General features: G+C 48.8%; 19 protein-coding genes and 2 tRNA genes. 13 read left to right on the forward strand and 8 right to left on the reverse strand.

What is annotated here, in order from left to right; genetic code table 11:
* The first annotated feature begins 42 nt into the window (after positions 1–42).
* Positions 43–492 (forward strand): cupin domain-containing protein, encoded by a 450-nt coding sequence (locus CLV25_RS02815; protein WP_131838125.1) that lies wholly within the window; start codon positions 43–45, stop codon positions 490–492.
* 85 nt (positions 493–577) lie between these two features.
* Here the strand turns inward: CLV25_RS02815 and CLV25_RS02820 are convergent, their stop codons facing one another.
* Both CLV25_RS02820 and CLV25_RS02825 read right to left on the reverse strand, forming a co-directional pair.
* The gene (locus CLV25_RS02820; protein ID WP_131838126.1) at positions 578–928 is read right to left on the reverse strand and encodes a winged helix-turn-helix transcriptional regulator; all 351 of its coding nucleotides are present in this window, start codon (positions 926–928) and stop codon (positions 578–580) included.
* Between the two features lie 111 nt (positions 929–1,039).
* Positions 1,040–1,112 (reverse strand) — tRNA-Gln (locus CLV25_RS02825).
* Between the two features lie 129 nt (positions 1,113–1,241).
* Between CLV25_RS02825 and CLV25_RS02830 the strand changes: the two genes are divergently transcribed.
* Positions 1,242–1,541, forward strand: a complete 300-nt coding sequence (locus tag CLV25_RS02830; protein WP_131838127.1) for a hypothetical protein — start codon at positions 1,242–1,244, stop codon at positions 1,539–1,541.
* Between the two features lie 73 nt (positions 1,542–1,614).
* On the opposite strand, the gene CLV25_RS02835 is transcribed toward CLV25_RS02830, so the two are convergent.
* Complete coding sequence (locus CLV25_RS02835; protein ID WP_131838128.1) at positions 1,615–3,309, reverse strand: glutamine--tRNA ligase/YqeY domain fusion protein; 1,695 nt, start codon at positions 3,307–3,309, stop codon at positions 1,615–1,617.
* Between the two features lie 178 nt (positions 3,310–3,487).
* Between CLV25_RS02835 and folB the strand changes: the two genes are divergently transcribed.
* The 3 genes from folB (at position 3,488) to CLV25_RS02850 (ending at position 4,164) form a co-directional block, all read left to right on the forward strand.
* Entirely contained in the window at positions 3,488–3,841 is a 354-nt protein-coding gene (gene folB, locus CLV25_RS02840) for a dihydroneopterin aldolase (RefSeq protein WP_131838129.1), read from the forward strand.
* 8 nt (positions 3,842–3,849) lie between these two features.
* Positions 3,850–4,065, forward strand: a complete 216-nt coding sequence (locus tag CLV25_RS16155) for a cysteine-rich CWC family protein (protein ID WP_131838130.1) — start codon at positions 3,850–3,852, stop codon at positions 4,063–4,065.
* Between the two features lie 28 nt (positions 4,066–4,093).
* Positions 4,094–4,164, forward strand: a tRNA-Cys gene (locus CLV25_RS02850).
* Positions 4,165–4,245: 81 nt separating this feature from the next.
* On the opposite strand, the gene CLV25_RS02855 is transcribed toward CLV25_RS02850, so the two are convergent.
* Complete coding sequence (locus CLV25_RS02855; RefSeq protein WP_131838131.1) at positions 4,246–5,046, reverse strand: DUF2971 domain-containing protein; 801 nt, start codon at positions 5,044–5,046, stop codon at positions 4,246–4,248.
* Positions 5,047–5,196: 150 nt separating this feature from the next.
* Complete coding sequence (gene metK / locus CLV25_RS02860) at positions 5,197–6,453, reverse strand: methionine adenosyltransferase (RefSeq protein WP_131838132.1); 1,257 nt, start codon at positions 6,451–6,453, stop codon at positions 5,197–5,199.
* 325 nt (positions 6,454–6,778) lie between these two features.
* On the opposite strand from metK, the gene CLV25_RS02865 reads away from it, so the two are divergent.
* From CLV25_RS02865 to CLV25_RS02900, 8 genes are all read left to right on the forward strand, one after another.
* A complete protein-coding gene (locus tag CLV25_RS02865; RefSeq protein WP_131838133.1) occupies positions 6,779–8,083 on the forward strand; it encodes a DUF5074 domain-containing protein in 1,305 nt (434 codons plus the stop codon).
* A 1-nt stretch (position 8,084) separates the two neighbouring features.
* Complete coding sequence (locus CLV25_RS02870) at positions 8,085–8,684, forward strand: amidohydrolase family protein (RefSeq protein ID WP_131838134.1); 600 nt, start codon at positions 8,085–8,087, stop codon at positions 8,682–8,684.
* 15 nt (positions 8,685–8,699) lie between these two features.
* Positions 8,700–9,476 carry a radical SAM protein gene (locus CLV25_RS02875; RefSeq protein WP_131838135.1) on the forward strand — a complete coding sequence of 259 codons (777 nt, stop codon included), beginning with the start codon at positions 8,700–8,702 and terminating at the stop codon, positions 9,474–9,476.
* A 248-nt stretch (positions 9,477–9,724) separates the two neighbouring features.
* Positions 9,725–10,468: a glycosyltransferase family protein gene (locus CLV25_RS02880; RefSeq protein ID WP_131838136.1), complete on the forward strand. Its 744-nt coding sequence runs from the start codon at positions 9,725–9,727 to the stop codon at positions 10,466–10,468.
* A gap of 129 nt (positions 10,469–10,597) precedes the next feature.
* A complete protein-coding gene (locus tag CLV25_RS02885; RefSeq protein ID WP_131838137.1) occupies positions 10,598–11,245 on the forward strand; it encodes an alpha/beta hydrolase in 648 nt (215 codons plus the stop codon).
* Between the two features lie 346 nt (positions 11,246–11,591).
* Positions 11,592–12,341, forward strand: coding sequence for a DUF6261 family protein (locus CLV25_RS02890; RefSeq protein ID WP_131838138.1), 750 nt, complete (start codon positions 11,592–11,594; stop codon positions 12,339–12,341).
* A 200-nt stretch (positions 12,342–12,541) separates the two neighbouring features.
* Positions 12,542–13,282 (forward strand): outer membrane beta-barrel protein, encoded by a 741-nt coding sequence (locus CLV25_RS02895; RefSeq protein ID WP_131838139.1) that lies wholly within the window; start codon positions 12,542–12,544, stop codon positions 13,280–13,282.
* Between the two features lie 25 nt (positions 13,283–13,307).
* A complete protein-coding gene (locus tag CLV25_RS02900; protein ID WP_131838140.1) occupies positions 13,308–13,742 on the forward strand; it encodes a hypothetical protein in 435 nt (144 codons plus the stop codon).
* Positions 13,743–13,823: 81 nt separating this feature from the next.
* On the opposite strand, the gene CLV25_RS02905 is transcribed toward CLV25_RS02900, so the two are convergent.
* Genes CLV25_RS02905 through asnS form a run of 3 tightly spaced genes read right to left on the reverse strand, consistent with a single transcriptional unit; the run spans position 13,824 to position 17,300 of the window.
* Positions 13,824–14,423 (reverse strand): hypothetical protein, encoded by a 600-nt coding sequence (locus tag CLV25_RS02905; RefSeq protein WP_207895578.1) that lies wholly within the window; start codon positions 14,421–14,423, stop codon positions 13,824–13,826.
* Positions 14,424–14,436: 13 nt separating this feature from the next.
* A complete protein-coding gene (gene rpoN, locus CLV25_RS02910) occupies positions 14,437–15,876 on the reverse strand; it encodes an RNA polymerase factor sigma-54 (protein WP_131838142.1) in 1,440 nt (479 codons plus the stop codon).
* 26 nt (positions 15,877–15,902) lie between these two features.
* Positions 15,903–17,300 (reverse strand): asparagine--tRNA ligase, encoded by a 1,398-nt coding sequence (asnS, locus tag CLV25_RS02915; protein ID WP_131838143.1) that lies wholly within the window; start codon positions 17,298–17,300, stop codon positions 15,903–15,905.
* Positions 17,301–17,406 lie beyond the last annotated feature (106 nt).

The following is a 17,406-nucleotide window of genomic DNA, read 5'->3' on the forward strand; positions in this document are numbered from 1 at the left end:
CACCCGATAGGACAATTACTAGCTGATATAATCCGATAAAAAATGAAGACAGTTGAAAAAGTAAAAGAAGGGGCCAACTTTACGGCAACCTCCATTGGTAGCCTCAATGACCTTGGCGAGTTTAAGTACCTACACCCTGCAGGAATCGAAGTTCCCGGAAAAGTATTTGTGGGCGATGCACTGCAGTGCACCGGTACCGAAGCTTCGTTTCAGGTAATGCCCGTAGGTCAAGGTGTAGCATTTCTACATACCCATAAGGAGAATGAGGAGCTGTACGTAGTGCTCAAAGGTAGCGGCGAGTATCAGGTCGATGGCACTATCTTTCCAATTGCCGAAGGAAGCCTGGTAAGAGTTTCGCCTCAAGGAAAACGATCGTGGCGAAATACCGGAACAGAACCTATGGTAATGATGGTTGTTCAAAGCAAGCAGGGCTCCCTCAAAAACCTAGGCATTGTTGATGGTGCCAGAGTCGACGAAGAGGTAAAGTGGTAACCCTACAGCATCCGACCAACAAGGCATTCTTCTCCGTTTTTAAAACATGAAGGATGCCTTTTTATTCCATATTCCGAGCAGCGCTCTACTCTCGTCCCTCATAGGCGTTTCTACTTCTGATAATCTCCCCTCTATTCTCACGAGCCCATTCAACCATGTTCCTTATCAAGGGGATTAGGCTCTCGCCCATCGTCGTTAGCTGGTACTCTACCCGAGGAGGCACCTCGGGGTACACCTTCCTTTTCACAAGCCCATCGGCCTCCAACGTACGCAGCGTAACGGCTAGCATCCTTTGCGAGATATCCGGGATGCTCTTCCCAATAGCGCTAAAGCGCAGCACCCTGTGCCGATGAAGCTGAACCATCACCAGTATCGACCACTTATCGCCAAACCTATTTAGAATATCCCTTATCGGACAAGCATCGTCAGGATTCATCGTGAGTTGTTTATTATCTGTGCTGCAAGATCGCACAAAAATATGAATAGAAGATGACAGGTTAGAGCCTCCACCCAAAAAAGAAGGCAGCCCTTCTCAGAGCCGCCTTTGTTGTCCTATCAGGGGTCGAACCTGAACTCTTCTGATCCAGAGTCAGACGTGTTGCCAATTACACCATAGGACAGGATTGATTGTGCAAAGGTAGCAGAGGCAGCTCCCCGATGTTCCCATCCACAAGAAAAATTTAGAGTAAAGCTTGGTGGTTTGCATTTATTAGCTAACTTAGGAGGGTCATAACCTAATACTAACAAGTATGAGTACAATTCAAGTAAACAACGGCAAGGCCGAGATCCATAGGGATGGCATTGTTGTAGGCTCATTTGGACACGGGGAGATTATCTGCGCCGAGTTCAACCACGATCACTCGTTAATCCTATGCGTAACCGATCAGGGAAAAGTTGAGCTACGCAAGGAAAATGGCTCGGTGCACAAGAGCGTTGCCACCAATGCCGTATACGCCACCTTCGAGGGGCACGACATTTCGGTTACCACCATGAAGGGCAAGGTGGAGCTCCGCAAGGAAAACGGAAGCTTAATAAAGGTTGTTGGCTAGTAAATTTTGAGCGAATAAATGAAAGAGGCGAATCGCAGATGATTCGCCTCTTTCTATTTTTTTTGTGTGATGATTACTTTCCGGCAATCTTGGCCCACGAGTCCTTTAGCGTAACCGTGCGGTTGAAGATGATCTTCTCGTCGGTGCTATCGGAATCTACGCAGAAGTAGCCGATGCGCTCGAACTGGAACTTATCACCTGGCTTCTTGGTTGTCAAGTCGGGCTCAACCAGCGCCTCAACCACCTTAAGCGATTCTGGGTTTAGGAAGTCCTTGTAGTCCTCGTCCTCGGTAAGGTTGTCCATATCTTGGCGGGTGAAGAGGCGGTCGTATAGGCGAACGTCTACTTTCTTGGCGTGCTCTGCCGATACCCAGTGGATGGTTCCCTGAACCTTACGGCCATCTGGCGAGTTACCTCCGCGCGATGCAGGATCGTAGGTAGCGTGAACCTCTATGATGTTACCATCGACATCCTTAACCACATCGGTAGCCTTAATGAAGTAGGCGTAGCGCAGGCGAACCTCCTGACCGATGGCCAAACGGAAGTACTTCTTAGGAGCCACCTCCATAAAGTCGTCGCGCTCGATGAAGATTTCCCTTCCAAAAGGAATCATGCGGGTGCCAGCCTCAGCAGCTTCTGGGTTGTTCACAGCCTCCAACTCCTCGGTTTGACCCTCGGGGTAGTTGGTGATAACCACCTTCAGCGGATTGAGCACCGCCATACGACGCTCGGCGCGCTTATTCAAATCCTCGCGAACAAAAAACTCGAGCAGCGAGAAGTCGATAACGTTATCGCGCTTGGCAACACCAATACGCTCGGCAAAGTTGCGGATAGCCTCGGGGGTGTAACCACGACGGCGGATACCGCAGATGGTAGGCATGCGAGGATCGTCCCATCCTGATACGTAATTATTCTTAACCAACTCCAGCAGCTTACGCTTGCTCATAACCGTATAGGTAAGGTTCAAGCGGGCAAACTCGTACTGCTTCGATGGGAATATTTCGAGCGTATCAACAAACCAATCGTAAAGCGGACGATGCACGTCGAACTCGAGCGTACATATCGAGTGGGTAATATTTTCGATAGAGTCGCACTGGCCATGAGCCCAGTCGTACATCGGGTAGATGCACCACTTATCGCCAGTACGATGGTGGTGTGTATGGATGATACGGTATAGGATTGGGTCGCGGAAGAACATATTGGTATGCGCCATATCAATCTTGGCTCGAAGCACCTTAGCGCCATTCTCGAACTCACCATTCTTCATGCGCTCGAATAGGTCGAGGTTCTCCTCAACGCTACGGTTGCGGTAGGGGCTTTCCTTTCCAGGTACGGTTACCGTTCCACGACCAAGGCGAATTTCCTCCTGGGTTTGGTCGTCGACGTAAGCCTTTCCCTTTTTGATGAGCTCGCAGGCCCAAAGATAGAGCTGCTCGAAGTAGTCCGACGCGTAGAACTCGTTAGCCCACTCGAAACCAAGCCACTTTACATCCTCCTTAATCGAATCAACGTACTCCACATCCTCCTTAACGGGGTTGGTATCGTCGAAACGAAGGTTGGTTTGCCCGCCATACTTCTTTGCCAAACCAAAGTTAAGGCAGATAGACTTGGCATGACCAATATGTAGGTAACCGTTAGGCTCTGGAGGGAAACGGGTTAAAACTCGTCCACCATGCTTACCGCTCTTAATATCCTCTTCGATAATCTCTTCAAGAAAGTTCAGCGTCCTTTCTTCGGCACCTGAAACTTCTGGTTTATTGTCGCTCATACGTTTGTAATTTCTGATATCTAAATCGGCCTTACCGATTGAAACTACAAATATATACAAAGTGCCGCTTTACTGCTGTGCTTATCTTTAGAAATCATTCCCCTAAACCAATATAATGCCCTTCCTGCTTCTGAAAATGATGACCGAATCCATTACCTTTGCATAAAAATCGACTGAAATGCACGGAATAATTGAGATAGAGAACATGGAGTTCTACGCCTATCACGGCTGCTTCGAGGAAGAGGCCATCGTTGGCAACAAGTTTTTGGTAAACCTTACCATTGAGATGAACCCCGATGTACCCGCCCAAACCGATAGCATCAACGATGCGGTAAACTACCAGCTGGCCTACTTCATCGTAAAGCGCGAAATGGCCATCCGCTCGCACCTACTCGAGCATGTTGGCGGGAGAATCGTAGATGCCCTATACAAGGAGCTAACCGGCATTCAAAAGGTAGCCGTAAAGGTTTCGAAGATGAATCCACCTATGGGAGGTCCTATCCAAAAGGTAAGCGTAACGGTAGTTAGATAGATACTTTGATGAGCACAGAAAATAAGCAACCCAAACAAGCCATCTGCCCCAAATGCGGCGCCGAGTTTACCTGTAGCACGGCTACCGGCAGCTGCTGGTGCATGGAATTTAAGCTATCCGCAGAAGCACTTAACCAACTGAGGATAAAGTATGCCACATGCCTTTGCCCTGCCTGCCTATCGCAATTTGCCGAAAAAGATGGCCAAAGGTCTTGCAGCATTTAATTTTTTTCTATCTTTGCACTCGCAAAAGGGTTTCGTGGCCGAGTGGCTAGGCAACGGTCTGCAAAACCGTGTACAGCGGTTCGAATCCGCTCGAAACCTCAAAAAAGGCTGAATGATTCATTCGGCCTTTTTTTGTACGATACAAAAGCATATCATTTAACTTAAAAAATGACTCTGTATCTACTTCAGTTTAATACATTGTTTTAAGTGACTATGCTTAATAATTGCATTAGGAGCATATTCTTTAATTAAAGATTGAATCATTATCTCTTGAGATACAGTAGCAGAAGGACAAAGTGTTACTACCAATTTATCCAAAGCAGATTTTTTAATTCCTAGAAAATAATCATCAAAAGGTAATTCTATGTTTCTTTTTAAACTATCTACAACCATACTTGAAAATAAAGGATTAGAAATATCTATATCATACAATTTTGGAATTGCCGTCAAAACAAACCTACTCTCATCTTGGAAAGCCCATCTTTTATGTTTGTATTTTCCAACTTCTCCAAATGAGATCATAATAGCATCCCCCCTTCTTTGAACTACATTTTCAGTTCTGGTAATGATATCATCAACGTATTCTATTGGACGATAAAAAAAGTTGGAATCATTAACGAATGATATAAATATATATTGCTTGTTAAACATCTCCTCAAATGAGAGAATCGATTTTACTGTTTCATCTACAACTGATATTCTATCTGAACTTTTTATATCATACTCTTCAAAAAAATTATTTTCCAATGAAATCCTTACACCACTCTTACCATCTGCATAAAGTTTCCACAAAGGAATACTCTCTTCATCTGATTCTGTCCAACATGACACAAAAACATATTTACTTAGATTAATACCATTTGAAACAGTATTACCTTCTTCTAAATCATCTACCCTATCCAATCTATTAAAACGAATATTCCTATTTCTAAGAATTAAAGCCAAATTCTCTATTGTTGTGTAATGATGTATCATTCCCATTGCAAGTAAGATCTATTTAACACTAATTAGATAGTCCAAATCTAATATATATAATCAATATTGTATAATGTAAAAAATGACCTCTGTATAGAAATAAAAGAAGGGCGCCAATTTATTTGACACCCTTCCTCATATTGATTATGGAATCGTCTACAAACCAAACTCTTTCTTAATAGCATCAACGCTGTCAAGCTTTTCCCAGGTGAAGAACTCCACCTCCTTCTCAGCTTGGCAGTTGATTGGGCCAACAAGTACATTCTTCTTGTAGCACTTGTGCCCGAAGTGTCCGTAAGCAGCGGTTTCTTCGAAAATTGGGTTCTTCAACCCGAACTTCTCGATGATGCGAGCTGGACGAAGGTCGAATAGTTTATCAACCTTTTCGCTGATCTGAGCATCGGTTAGGTTAACCTTTGCAGTTCCGTAGGTATTTACATAGATACTTACAGGACGAGCAACGCCAATAGCGTAAGCCACCTGAACAAGTATCTCTTCGGCAACACCTGCAGCAACAAGGTTCTTGGCAATGTAGCGAGCAGCGTAAGCAGCCGAGCGGTCTACCTTCGACGAGTCTTTACCCGAGAATGCGCCACCACCGTGAGCACCCTTGCCACCGTAGGTATCTACGATGATCTTACGTCCGGTAAGACCGGTATCTCCGTGAGGACCTCCAATAACAAACTTTCCGGTTGGATTTACGTGAAGGATGATATCGTCAGTGAAGAGCTTTTGGGTACGTTCTGGAAGAAGCGCCTTAACACGTGGAATAAGGATGCTCTTAACATCAGCCTTAATCTTTGCCAACATCACCTCATCCGCATCAAACTCGTCGTGCTGAGTAGAAACAACGATAGTGTGGATGCGCTCTGGATGGTTATTTTCGTTATACTCGATGGTAACCTGCGACTTAGCATCTGGGCGGAGGTAGGTCATTTCCTTACCCTCGCGGCGGATCTTTGCAAGCTCCTGAAGCAACATGTGCGAGATGGTTAGCGATAGCGGCATATACTCATCGGTTTCGCTACATGCGTAACCAAACATAAGACCTTGGTCGCCTGCACCCTGTTCGCCTGCACCCTTTTCCTCTTGGGTTACACCACGGTTAATGTCAGGCGATTGCTCGTGAATGGTAGAGATAACACCACAAGAGTCTCCATCGAATTTATACTCAGCCTTGTTGTAACCAATTCGGTTGATAACCTTACGCGCAACTTCCTGAACGTCTACGTAAGCCTCAGAGCGTACCTCGCCGCTGATAACCACCAAACCGGTAGTAACGAGCGTTTCGCAAGCCACCTTCGAGTTAGGGTCTTGGCTTAGGAACTGATCGAGAATTGCATCGGAAATTTGATCGGCTACCTTGTCTGGATGTCCTTCGGATACAGACTCAGATGTAAATAAGTATCCCATTTCTTGTTAAGCTGTTTTTGATTAAACAATAATGAGAAAGGATTTTAGGATGGACAGAAATACTAGGTTTTAGCATTTTTTTCTGTGGTTGCAAGCATCCAAATCTTTCCACATAAGCGCACAAAGGTAGCAATTGTTTTATTTTTTGCTCTATCTCTTGCGTATATTATCTATTTTCTTCAATTGGCTTATAAATTATTATGATAGCCACCGGAAGTGTTTGGGTTCTTTAGCTGGTAGAATCCGAAAAACGGTTCCTCATAACTGTTTTTTAATCGATAGCGATTATCTTTGCTTCTACTATCAACTCAGATATACGAATATAATGCTTAGATTCTTTCGAATAGGTTTGGCTTTAGCCATTGCGACGATTGCTATTGCTGGCGCTACATCGTGCTCGAAAAGCGAGTTCGAAGGGCCAATCCTAATTAATGATCCCGTTAACTTGAAGCGGACCTTTACCATTAATCCAGGCGAATCGGTTACGCTCACCTCCAAATTCGATGTTCCTGAAAGCCTGAACTACGAATGGAGCATCGACGGTGCTAAAACATCGGTCTCCGAAGGTTCATACGTTTTTACCACCAACGAATCTGGCAGCTACATAATCACCCAACGAGTTTTTAACGGCTACGGAGAGGCATTTATAGACTACTACGTGGTTGTTCGTGGCACCTACGACAAGGGTTCCTTTTTGCTGAACAACAACACAACCGAAGCATCGCTTACCTACATCAGCAAGGATCTTACTGCTGTTGACGAAAATGCCTATGCAACCGCCAATCCAGGAAAAACGCTAGGCGCTAAAATAGTATCAGCCCAAGCCTACCTTGGGAAATTCTATATCATCTCCCAAACTGAAGGGCTAATCGTGCTGAACTCCATCACCCTAAAGGAGCTTGGCAGAATTGCGCTTCCCGCCAAGGCTAACTACTTTTTGGGCATCGACCGAACAACAGCCCTGCTGAGTACCGATGACGGCATATACCGAATCAACCTTAACCCGCTTTCGGTTGGCGAAAAGATTCCCGGATTTGGAGGTCGCGCTGGCATGATGGCCAATACCCCTAACTACGTGCTGGCACTTACGCTCGAAAACGGAGTTGTTGCAGTAGACAAGAGCAGGCTAATCGTATCGAAGGTGCTAAGAGTGGGCCGATCGGGGTTAGCTGCCGACATAAGCGGCAACGTGTGGACCTCGCACAAGGATACGCTCTTTAAGATTAGCCCATCGCTATACGTATCGAGCTATAGAATGCCCACTGGTATAACGGTAACCTCGTCGTGGAATCCGTGGAACGAAGGTTCGCTTTGCATATCCACCTCCGAAAATGCCCTATTCTTTATCCGCGCCAACAGCGACGGAAGGCCATCGAGAGAAATATACAAGGTGAACATTAACACCATTAGCAGTAGCAGCCCTGTGCTTAGCACGCTTCCCGAAGGGCGAGCCTTTAGCGGAATAGGGCTGCGCATTGACAACGAAAATAACATTGTAGCCTCGACGGTTAGCACCATCGGCGACAATCCAGAAGTTGTTGTATACCGCGCAGCCGATGCTTCGCTGGTAAAAACAATACCAACAGCTTCGACGGATACCCGATCGATGCTCTTTAATAGCGTAAAGTAGAATGAGAAAGGTTGCAGCACACTACGTATACTGTGGCGAAGACCAACCCGTAAAGTTTGGCATCGTTACGCTCGACGGCAACACGGTGATTTCCGTTAGCCCATCGGCAGACAACCTTGTAGAGGCTGCTCAAACCGAGTTCTACCCTGGGGTGCTCATCCCTGCCATCGTCAACGCTGTTATGGCCACCGGCAGCAGCGTTTGGTTTCCGAAGGATGACGATGAGGTAAACAGCGTGTTAACCATAGAGGAAGAGCTGCCGCTATTTGCCGTTATTGATTCCGAGGCATTAGCTCGACTATCGGCTACTGCACTGGCATCCATCTACGAAAATAAAATAGCAATAGCGCTTGCCCATGCCACCTCCAACCATCCTACCATCCTCTTTAGGATGATGATGCAGCTAACCGAGAAGCTTCCGGATGTTCCATTCCACGAAATTGTGAGGATGGCTACAGCCAACGGCGCCCAAGCGCTTCAGCAAAAACAGCGAGGAGCTATTGCTGCCGGATATCAACCCGGCATTTACCATATATCGGGATTCTGCTTTGCCCGAAAGAGTATAGACCAACACTCGACAATCGAGATTATTGCTAGCTAAAACCACACATTAAACATGGCAACGTTTCTATTCGATAAGATCATATTTGGACCCATAAAGAGCCGCCGCTTAGGCAGCTCGCTGGGCATAAACCTGCTGCCCAACGACAGCAAGCTCTGCTCGTTCGACTGCATCTACTGCGAGTGCGGATGGAATACGCCCGGCGCTCGTAAGGTGTTTCATCCCCGCGAGGAGGTAAAGGCCCGCCTAAGGGAGAAGCTCGAGGAGCTGGGCAGCCAGAACAGCCTTCCCGACGTAATCACCTTTGCCGGCAATGGTGAGCCCACCATGCACCCCGAGTTCGAGGGCATCATCGACGATACCATAGCGCTGCGCGATGCGCTTAGCCCTAAAACCAAGATTGCCGTTCTATCGAACGCTACCCTTATCGGGCGCGAAAAGGTATTCAACGCCCTAAAGAAGGTTGACCAAAACATTCTGAAGCTTGACTCAGCCTTTGAGGAAACCGTTAGGCTCCTCAACAACCCGCAGGGCGAGTACTCCACCGCCGTGCTGGTGGAAAGGCTCAAGAAGTTCGAAGGAAATCTGACCATACAAACGCTCTTCGTGCGCGGCAGCTACAACGGGCAAACGGTTGATAACACAACGCCTGCTGAGCTGGATGCGTGGATGAAGCTGCTGGCCGAGATAAAGCCCAAGGAGCTGATGGTGTACACCATTGCCCGCGACACCCCTGCCCCCGACCTGGTGAAGGTGCCGGAGAAGGAGCTTCGCGCAATTGCCGAAACCGTAAAGCAAACGCTGGGGATACCCGTACAGGTATCCGCATAACATAAAAAGCTATGAAGGTACTGGTAGCACCGCTCAACTGGGGAGTGGGTCACGCCACCCGCTGCATCCCCATCATCCATTTCCTGCTGAATAGAGGAGACGAGGTGCATATTGCCGGCGACGGCCAGTCGTTGGAGCTGCTCCAGAGCTACTTCCCGAAGCTGACGTTCCATGAGCTCCCCCCGCTGAATATTACCTACACCAAGCGCCTACCTCTATATACAGCCTTCCCCCGAATGGCCGCCCGCATGTTCTTTCACTATTTTAGGGATCGAAGGGCCATACGCCGGCTGATGAAGCAGGAGCATTTCGACTGCATCTTCTCCGACAACCGCTACGGCATCCGCAGCGCAGAGGCCAAGTCGTACCTCATCACCCACCAGCTACGGGTATGCTTTGGCTGCAAGAATAGCTGGCTCGAACGCCTTTCGGGGCGCATCATCCGGCGGCTGATAGCCTCCTTCAACGCCTGCCTGGTGCCCGACTACGACAGCGACAACAACCTAGCCGGAAGAATCGACAAGCCCGTAGATGGGCTCAAGGTGCTCTACACCGGGCCACAATCGCGCTTCCCGCTCGACGAGCCCGACATACCGCTCCCCCGCTACGATTTGCTGATTATCCTATCGGGCCCCGAGCCCCAGCGCACCAAGTTCGAGCAGCTGGTAGCCTCGCTGGCGGCGAGCAGCATCAAGCGCATCATGCTGGTTAGGGGTACCAAGACGCCGCCGGAAGCAGCGCTCCCCGCCAACCTCAGCACGCTCGACTTTGTTGGCGACCTCATGCTGCAAACGCTCATCCACAACTCCAAGGCCATCATCGCCCGAGCCGGATACAGCACCATAATGGACCTCAACGCCCTGAGCCGTGGCGCCGTGCTGGTGGCCACCCCACACCAGCCCGAGCAGGAGTACCTGGCCACCTGGCTCGACGGTAAGCGCGGCTTCGTCCGCGCCGAGCAGGACGAGAAGAGCCTGCGGGAGTGGTTCTAGCCAGACGCCGCCTATACACAAGCAACAACACCTCCCGCCATGAGCCCCGTACGACGGACAACCGCAAACCGGCATAGAAGACCCTCAACCATGCGGGTTTATCCAACCCCATAAAGCAGCAGTATCCCGATGAAAACCATCTACTTCCTAAGCGGGCTGGGAGCCGACGAGCGCGCGTTCGTGAGCCTTCAGCAAAACGGCATCACCGGAAAGCCCATTAAATGGATATCGCCCAAAAAGCACGAGAGCCTGCGGGAGTACTGCGCGCGGCTCACCAATCAGCTCGATGCCGATAGCGGCATCGTCCTCGTGGGCGTTTCGTTTGGGGGGATTGTTGCCCAGGAGATATCGAAGCTGGTAAAGGTCGATAAGGTCATCATCCTATCGAGCATTAAATCGGTGCGGGAGCTCAGCTGGCGGCTGAGCGTTGTGCGTGCCCTTGGCCTCTACCGGCTGGCGCCATCGGGGCTGCTGAAGTGGGCCAACCTGCTGGCCCGCAGCTACAGCTTTGGCACCCAGACAAAGGCCGAGTCGGAGCTGCTCGGCCAGATCATTAAGGATACCGATAGCTCCTTCATGAAGTGGGCCATCGGCGAGCTGATGCGGTGGAAGGGCGGTGCGCCCAACCCGGCTGTTGTCCACATCCACGGCGATAAGGACCGCATCTTCCCCATCGGCCGGATTCGTAACGCCATTACCATTGCCGGCGGAAGCCACTTCATGATCGTAAACCGCGCCAAGGAGATCTCCGAGCTTATCGAAAAGGAGATCGGCTAGCGGAAGCAGCCGAAGCCCTGTCTAACACTAGACAGAGTCCATGCGCCCTGCAGGAAGGCTGTCTAATCCTAGACAAGGGCTATGCACACCTCAGGAGGCTTGTCTAACGCTAGACGGCGGCCATGCAGCGCTGCAGGAAGGTTGTCTAGCCCTAGACCGAGCCCATGCAGCCTGCAGGAAGGCTGCCTAAATCTAGGTAAAGGCTACGCAGCCATCCGAAAGCCCTACCGGCGCTGGAGTTGTAAAAAAAAGCAGCCCTGCCCCCTATTTTTTTTCAGATCTGCATCTTGCATTGCATCTATTTTACTATATTTATCAATCATTAACCATTTAACCCGTTCTAAATATGAAAAAAGTAAGGTTTAACAGCTCTCCTGTACCATTCTTAACCTACATGGAGTTCTACCAGTTTGTAGCATCGCAGGCTAACCGCATTCACGATTTAGGCGATACCGTACTCACCGATACCGAGCTCAAGCAGCTGGTTGCCGTGCTAATTGCGCTTTCGGGCGATTTCAACAAGCTGCTGCTGCGCGTTCAGAAGAGCCTGATCACCGACGATATCACCAAGAAGGACAAGGTGCGCGACTTTAGCATCTCGGCGCTACGCGCGGCCATTAGGAATGCCCACTACTCTACGGACGAAGAGGTGGTGCGCTGCTCGGTTGCCCTAACCGTCCTGCTCGAAACCTACGGGGATATCGCTCGCGAGGATCTTGACACCGAAAGCGCCACCATCGACAAGCTGGTGGAAGAGCTCGAGGGCCCAACCTACAAGCCCATGGTGGATAAGCTGCTCATTGGCGCCAACGTGGTACGCCTAAAAACCGACAACGACACGTTTAAGAAGCTGTACAACCAGCGCTCGAACGAGGAGGTTGCCAAGGATGCCACCGACACGCGCCAGCTCCGCAACAAGGTAAACGAGCAGTACCAGCTGCTGTGCGACTACGTGCTGCTAAAGGCCCGCATGAAGGACGAGGAGCAGTACAACCAGTCGGTGCTCATCATCAACCAGGTTCGTAGCCACTACAGCGCCCTAAAGGCCCAGAGCAAGGCCGCCCAAAAGAACGACGAAAGCACTACCAAAAAGTAAACAAGCTGCCCTGCTATTCGAGCGAGTAGCCGCCACTACAACGGGCGCTGCTCGCTTTTTTTATGCCGACAACCAGTATGTTGTTAATGTTTATTTGTACATTTTATGGTTTGGCACCATTTTTGAGAAGAGAGATTTCGCTTTGCCGATACTGTATTGAACGTTAGGTATCGCAACCATTAACCATAATATCAACGCATATGAAACTTTTCTTTTCGACATTTATGCTAATCGCGGTCTCGTCCGTAGCCACAGCACAAAACTTAACGCTGGGCGTTAAGGCGGGTAGCAGCACCACCACCTTTAGGGGCGACTACTCCTACTCTGCATCTAATATGTACGACAATTCCAAAACAAATTCGCTTGTGCTAACCGAGTACCTCAACTATAAGCTGACATCAATGCTCTCGGTACAGGCAGAGCTGAGCTACCAGAAAAAGGGCTTTGAGTATAAAACCAAGCGCACTGTTGTCGATTACGCCGAATTTGGGAACGTCGAATTCGGATATCTACAGATCCCCTTACTTCTTCAATTCAGCTACGGAGGTAAGCTAAAGGTTTTTTCAAATGGTGGTCCATCGGTTAACATCCTTGTATCAGATGGCTACTTCCACTTAAAATCCAACAATAGCGAACTCTCAAATTCCGTTGGTTATGTACCCTTAGATGTAACACGTAATATAAAATCCGACTTCAACAAGGTTACGCTCGGGCTTGTGGGATCGGCAGGGGTATCCTACGACATTACCTCTACCATAGGCATTCTTGGCGAATTTAGGATTGGCTACGACTTAACTAAGTCAGCAAAAAATAAAGAGAAACTCACTATTTATACATTTTTACCCCTTCCTCCAGGCACACCAGAACCCCTCTACTACAAGAACACCCACTTCCTGAGCTACACCGTGCAGGGGGGCGTTTACTTTAAGTTGAGCAAGTAACGTTATATTCAAAATAATAAAAGCAATGAGAACAGCCATTTTACTAATGAGCCTACTTTTCGCCTTTACGGCATGCTCGAAGGATGAGGATAATAGCCAAGACCCAACCATCGACTACCCCAACAGCAAGGTTTACACCAGCACCAACGGAACGATGCTAGTATTGCACAGCGCCGAGTGGTACCTCACCAAGGCCAGCAATGGCGGCGGCGATGTTCACCTAAAAATCTCAGGCCTTACCAACGGCGATAGGCTAACCATCCAAACCCACGGTGATGGACTAATTAGCGACGACAACCTTGAGATGGACACCAATAAGAGCTTTAACAAGGATATTATCATTAGCTTCTTTGCAACCTCACTGCCATCTGGAGAATTCGAGAAGTCTACCACTATAAAGGTTTACCGAGGATCGGACGTGCTGACGGTAGACCTAAAGAGCGGCAAGCTGAAGTTCTGACAGGCAACATCAATTCCAAATACAAGAAGCGCCCCCAAACCGGAGGCGCTTCTGTTTTATCAATTAGGTAGAGGGATGACGCTAAAACAGGTAGATTGCACAAATCATGGTAACCATACCTAGAGCGTACCCCCCAGCAATCTGCTTAATGTTGTGCTCTCCAAGGTATAGCCTCGACGTTCCGATAACCCCGCTAAAGAGAAATCCTACGAGTAGGAAGCCTACAATGCTAGAGAGCAGCTTAAGGATTACCAGAATAATCATGCCCACCAAACCACCGATTCCTACCATATGGATGCTCACCTTCCAAAAGAAGTTGAGCGCAAAGGTGAGCAATACGGCAATGGTGGAGCCCATCAGAAACCCCTTGATTACACCGGGTAACGAAATTCCCCCTATAAAGTAGAAGGTTATCGCGTACAGAACAAAGGTGATAAGCAAAGGGAGCACCCGTTCCTTGCGATCGGAGAAGCTGTAGTCCTTCGCCATTTTCCGCTTAACGAAAATGGGTAAGAGCAGCATAGGGAGCACGAGCGTATTGGCCACAACAACCATCAGCACGTACTGTTTTACCTCCCAAGGGAGAAGGGCCGCCACGCTGCCAGCCTGAAACATGATCAGAATGCCGTAGGTAGGCATAAAAAGGGGATGCAGCAAAAAGCTGAAAGTCTTAGCCAGCACTTTTAACATATCTCTATAGCTCCTTCCGTAACCGCGCAACCGGGATGTTGAGCTGCTCGCGATACTTGGCCACCGTACGGCGGGCAATCGGGTATCCCTTTTCTTTAAGGATGTCCATAAGCGCCTCGTCGGTTAGCGGCTGCCTCTTGTTCTCGCTGGCAACGCACTCCTCCAGTATAGTTTTTATCTCTCTTGTCGAAACCTCCTCCCCGCTATCGTTTTGCATTCCCTCCGAGAAGAAGTGTTTTAGCGGATAAATGCCGAAGTGGGTTTGCACGTACTTGCTATTCACCACGCGCGATATGGTGGAAATATCAAGGTTAGTAACCTCGGCAATATCCTTAAGTATCATAGGACGAAGCTTGGTTTCGTCGCCCTCCATAAAGTAGGCCTTCTGAAACTCCAGAATAGCGTTCATGGTAAGCATCAGCGTATTCTGCCTCAGCTTTAGGGCATCAATAAACCACTTTGCCGAATCGATCTTTTGCTTAACAAAGGTTACCGCTTCCTTATCCTTCTTCGTATTATCCAACTTGCGAGCAACGTACTCCTGAAGCATTGCTTGATATTCGCGACTGATCCTGAGCTCCGGTTGATTCTTTGAGTTGAGCGAAAGCATCAGCTCGTCATCCTTTAGCTCTAAGACAAAGTCTGGAATAATATGCTCGGCATACGCGCTGTGCGGATCGTTATAGCTGCTTCCGGGCTTCGGCGTAAGGCTAACAATCTCCTCAATAGCATCGCGAAGCTCGTCCTCCTCCAAACCTAGCCTACTGGCAATCTTATCGTAGTGCTTCTTGGTGAACTCCTCGAAGTACTTCTCCAAGATTATGGTCGCATTATAAACAGCTTTTACCTCTTGATCTTTATGCCGCAGCTGAATCAACAGGCACTCCTGAAGGTTACGGGCACCAACGCCCAACGGCTCAAAATCCTGAATAACCTGCAGCACCTCCTCAAGCTCCTCCTCAGTAACCTCAAGGTTTAGCGCAAAGGCAATATCATCCACAATATTCTCAAGTGGACGACGGAGGTAGCCATCGTCATCAATGCTACCGATAAGGTACTGCCCAAGGGCCTGCTGCCTCGGAGTGATAGGACGTAGCCCTAGCTGATCCTCCAAACTAGCATGGAAATCGATTCCTACCGAAAACGGAATGGCCGTCTTGGTGCTATCCTTGGAGTAGTTATTAGCATACAGCTTGTAGTTGGGCGTATCGTCGTCGTTGATATACGAGTCGATATTCGACAGCGCATCCTCTTGCGTCTTATCGGCCATTTCGGCCTCATCGCTCACCTGATCGCCTCCCTCTTCGAGTACAGGATTAACCTCCAGCTCCTCCTTGATGCGCTGCTCAAGCTGCATGGTGGGCAGCTCCAGCAGCTTAATCATCTGGATTTGCTGGGGGGATAGCTTCTGTAGTAATCGTTGCTGAAGGTTTAGCTTTTGCATGCTAGCGTATTCCGTTGCTACTTAGGTTAAAACTCTGCAGTATTTGGGGTACGAGGGAATGGAATAACATCGCGGATGTTGCCCATACCGGTAACAAATAGCAGTAGGCGCTCGAACCCAAGTCCGAATCCCGAGTGTGGCGCAGTTCCAAACCTACGAGTATCCAGATACCACCACATATCCTTTTCTGGAATCTCCAGCTCGGTAATACGGTCCATCAGCTTTTCGTAGTTCTCCTCACGCTGCGATCCTCCAATGATTTCGCCAATCTTTGGGAAAAGCACGTCCATGGCACGAACAGTTTTGCCATCGGGATTTTGCTTCATGTAGAAAGCCTTAATCTCCTTTGGATAGTCGGTTAGGATTACGGGCTTCATGAAGTGCTTCTCAACAAGGTAGCGCTCGTGCTCCGATTGTAGGTCGAGCCCCCAGCTAACAGGGAATTCGAACTTATGGCCGCTGGCCATAAGAATATCGATAGCCTCGGTATATGGTAGGCGAACGAAGTCGTTGCTAACAACAAACTTCAGGCGCTCGATTAGCTCCTCATCGTACATCTTGTTAAGGAACTCGAGATCCTCCATGCAGTTATCCAGCGCGTACTGGATGAGGTTCTTTAGGAAGTCCTCGGCAAGGTTCATGTTGTCCACTATCTCGTAGAAGGCCATTTCCGGCTCAATCATCCAGAATTCTGCAAGGTGGCGAGGAGTGTTCGAGTTCTCGGCACGGAAGGTTGGCCCAAAGGTGTAGATCTCCGATAGCGCCATGGCTCCTAGCTCGCCTTCGAGCTGCCCCGATACGGTAAGGTTGGTCGACTTACCAAAGAAGTCCTGGGTATAGTCGATCTTACCATCCTCGGTACGGGGTGGGTTGTTCAAGTCCAGCGTGGTTACCTGAAACATGGCTCCGGCCCCTTCGGCATCCGAACCGGTAATGATGGGGGTATGCAGGTAGAAAAATCCTCTATCGTTAAAGTACTTGTGGATAGCGTAGGCCATGGCATGGCGGATGCGAAGCACCGCGCCAAACGTGTTGGTACGTGGACGCAGGTGGGCAATCTCCCTAAGGAACTCCAGCGAGTGTCCCTTCTTCTGAAGTGGGTAGGTGTTGGCATCGGCCGTACCGTAAATCTCGATCTCCTTAGCGAGCATCTCTACGCTTTGGCCCGAGCCTACCGACTCAACCAGCGTCCCAACAACCTTAAGGCAAGCACCTGTAGTTATCTGCTTAAGCAGCTCCTCGTTGAAATTCGAAACCTCAACAACTACTTGTATATTATTAATGGTAGAACCGTCGTTCAGTGCGATAAATGCTACGTTCTTGTTGCCACGCTTGGTGCGTACCCAACCTTTTGCAGTGACTTCGCTGCCAACGCTGTTGGAGCGGAGCAGATCCTTAATCTTAAGTCGTCCTCCGGGTTGCATAATGATCTTAAATTATAAATTCATTTCGAAACTCGACAAAGTTAAAAAAAAGAGCTTTCTACTGAGTCCGATATCGGGCTCAATTTCCCTTATGTTTATAAAGTAA

The sequence above is a fragment of the Acetobacteroides hydrogenigenes genome (assembly GCF_004340205.1).
In the GTDB taxonomy this organism is placed as follows: domain Bacteria; phylum Bacteroidota; class Bacteroidia; order Bacteroidales; family ZOR0009; genus Acetobacteroides; species Acetobacteroides hydrogenigenes.

What these genes read in the sequence shown, in the direction of transcription:
- folB (WP_131838129.1), top strand. Translation starts at nt 3,488, where the DNA reads ATGCACGGAATAATTGAGATAGAGAACATGGAGTTCTACGCCTATCAC.
- CLV25_RS02895 (WP_131838139.1), top strand. Translation starts at nt 12,542, where the DNA reads ATGAAACTTTTCTTTTCGACATTTATGCTAATCGCGGTCTCGTCCGTA.
- CLV25_RS02870 (WP_131838134.1), top strand. Translation starts at nt 8,085, where the DNA reads ATGAGAAAGGTTGCAGCACACTACGTATACTGTGGCGAAGACCAACCC.
- rpoN (WP_131838142.1), bottom strand. Translation starts at nt 15,876, where the DNA reads ATGCAAAAGCTAAACCTTCAGCAACGATTACTACAGAAGCTATCCCCC.
- CLV25_RS02830 (WP_131838127.1), top strand. Translation starts at nt 1,242, where the DNA reads ATGAGTACAATTCAAGTAAACAACGGCAAGGCCGAGATCCATAGGGAT.
- metK (WP_131838132.1), bottom strand. Translation starts at nt 6,453, where the DNA reads ATGGGATACTTATTTACATCTGAGTCTGTATCCGAAGGACATCCAGAC.
- CLV25_RS02885 (WP_131838137.1), top strand. Translation starts at nt 10,598, where the DNA reads ATGAAAACCATCTACTTCCTAAGCGGGCTGGGAGCCGACGAGCGCGCG.
- CLV25_RS16155 (WP_131838130.1), top strand. Translation starts at nt 3,850, where the DNA reads ATGAGCACAGAAAATAAGCAACCCAAACAAGCCATCTGCCCCAAATGC.
- CLV25_RS02820 (WP_131838126.1), bottom strand. Translation starts at nt 928, where the DNA reads ATGAATCCTGACGATGCTTGTCCGATAAGGGATATTCTAAATAGGTTT.
- CLV25_RS02880 (WP_131838136.1), top strand. Translation starts at nt 9,725, where the DNA reads ATGTTCTTTCACTATTTTAGGGATCGAAGGGCCATACGCCGGCTGATG.
- CLV25_RS02875 (WP_131838135.1), top strand. Translation starts at nt 8,700, where the DNA reads ATGGCAACGTTTCTATTCGATAAGATCATATTTGGACCCATAAAGAGC.
- CLV25_RS02900 (WP_131838140.1), top strand. Translation starts at nt 13,308, where the DNA reads ATGAGAACAGCCATTTTACTAATGAGCCTACTTTTCGCCTTTACGGCA.
- CLV25_RS02835 (WP_131838128.1), bottom strand. Translation starts at nt 3,309, where the DNA reads ATGAGCGACAATAAACCAGAAGTTTCAGGTGCCGAAGAAAGGACGCTG.
- CLV25_RS02865 (WP_131838133.1), top strand. Translation starts at nt 6,779, where the DNA reads ATGCTTAGATTCTTTCGAATAGGTTTGGCTTTAGCCATTGCGACGATT.
- asnS (WP_131838143.1), bottom strand. Translation starts at nt 17,300, where the DNA reads ATGCAACCCGGAGGACGACTTAAGATTAAGGATCTGCTCCGCTCCAAC.
- CLV25_RS02815 (WP_131838125.1), top strand. Translation starts at nt 43, where the DNA reads ATGAAGACAGTTGAAAAAGTAAAAGAAGGGGCCAACTTTACGGCAACC.
- CLV25_RS02855 (WP_131838131.1), bottom strand. Translation starts at nt 5,046, where the DNA reads ATGGGAATGATACATCATTACACAACAATAGAGAATTTGGCTTTAATT.
- CLV25_RS02890 (WP_131838138.1), top strand. Translation starts at nt 11,592, where the DNA reads ATGAAAAAAGTAAGGTTTAACAGCTCTCCTGTACCATTCTTAACCTAC.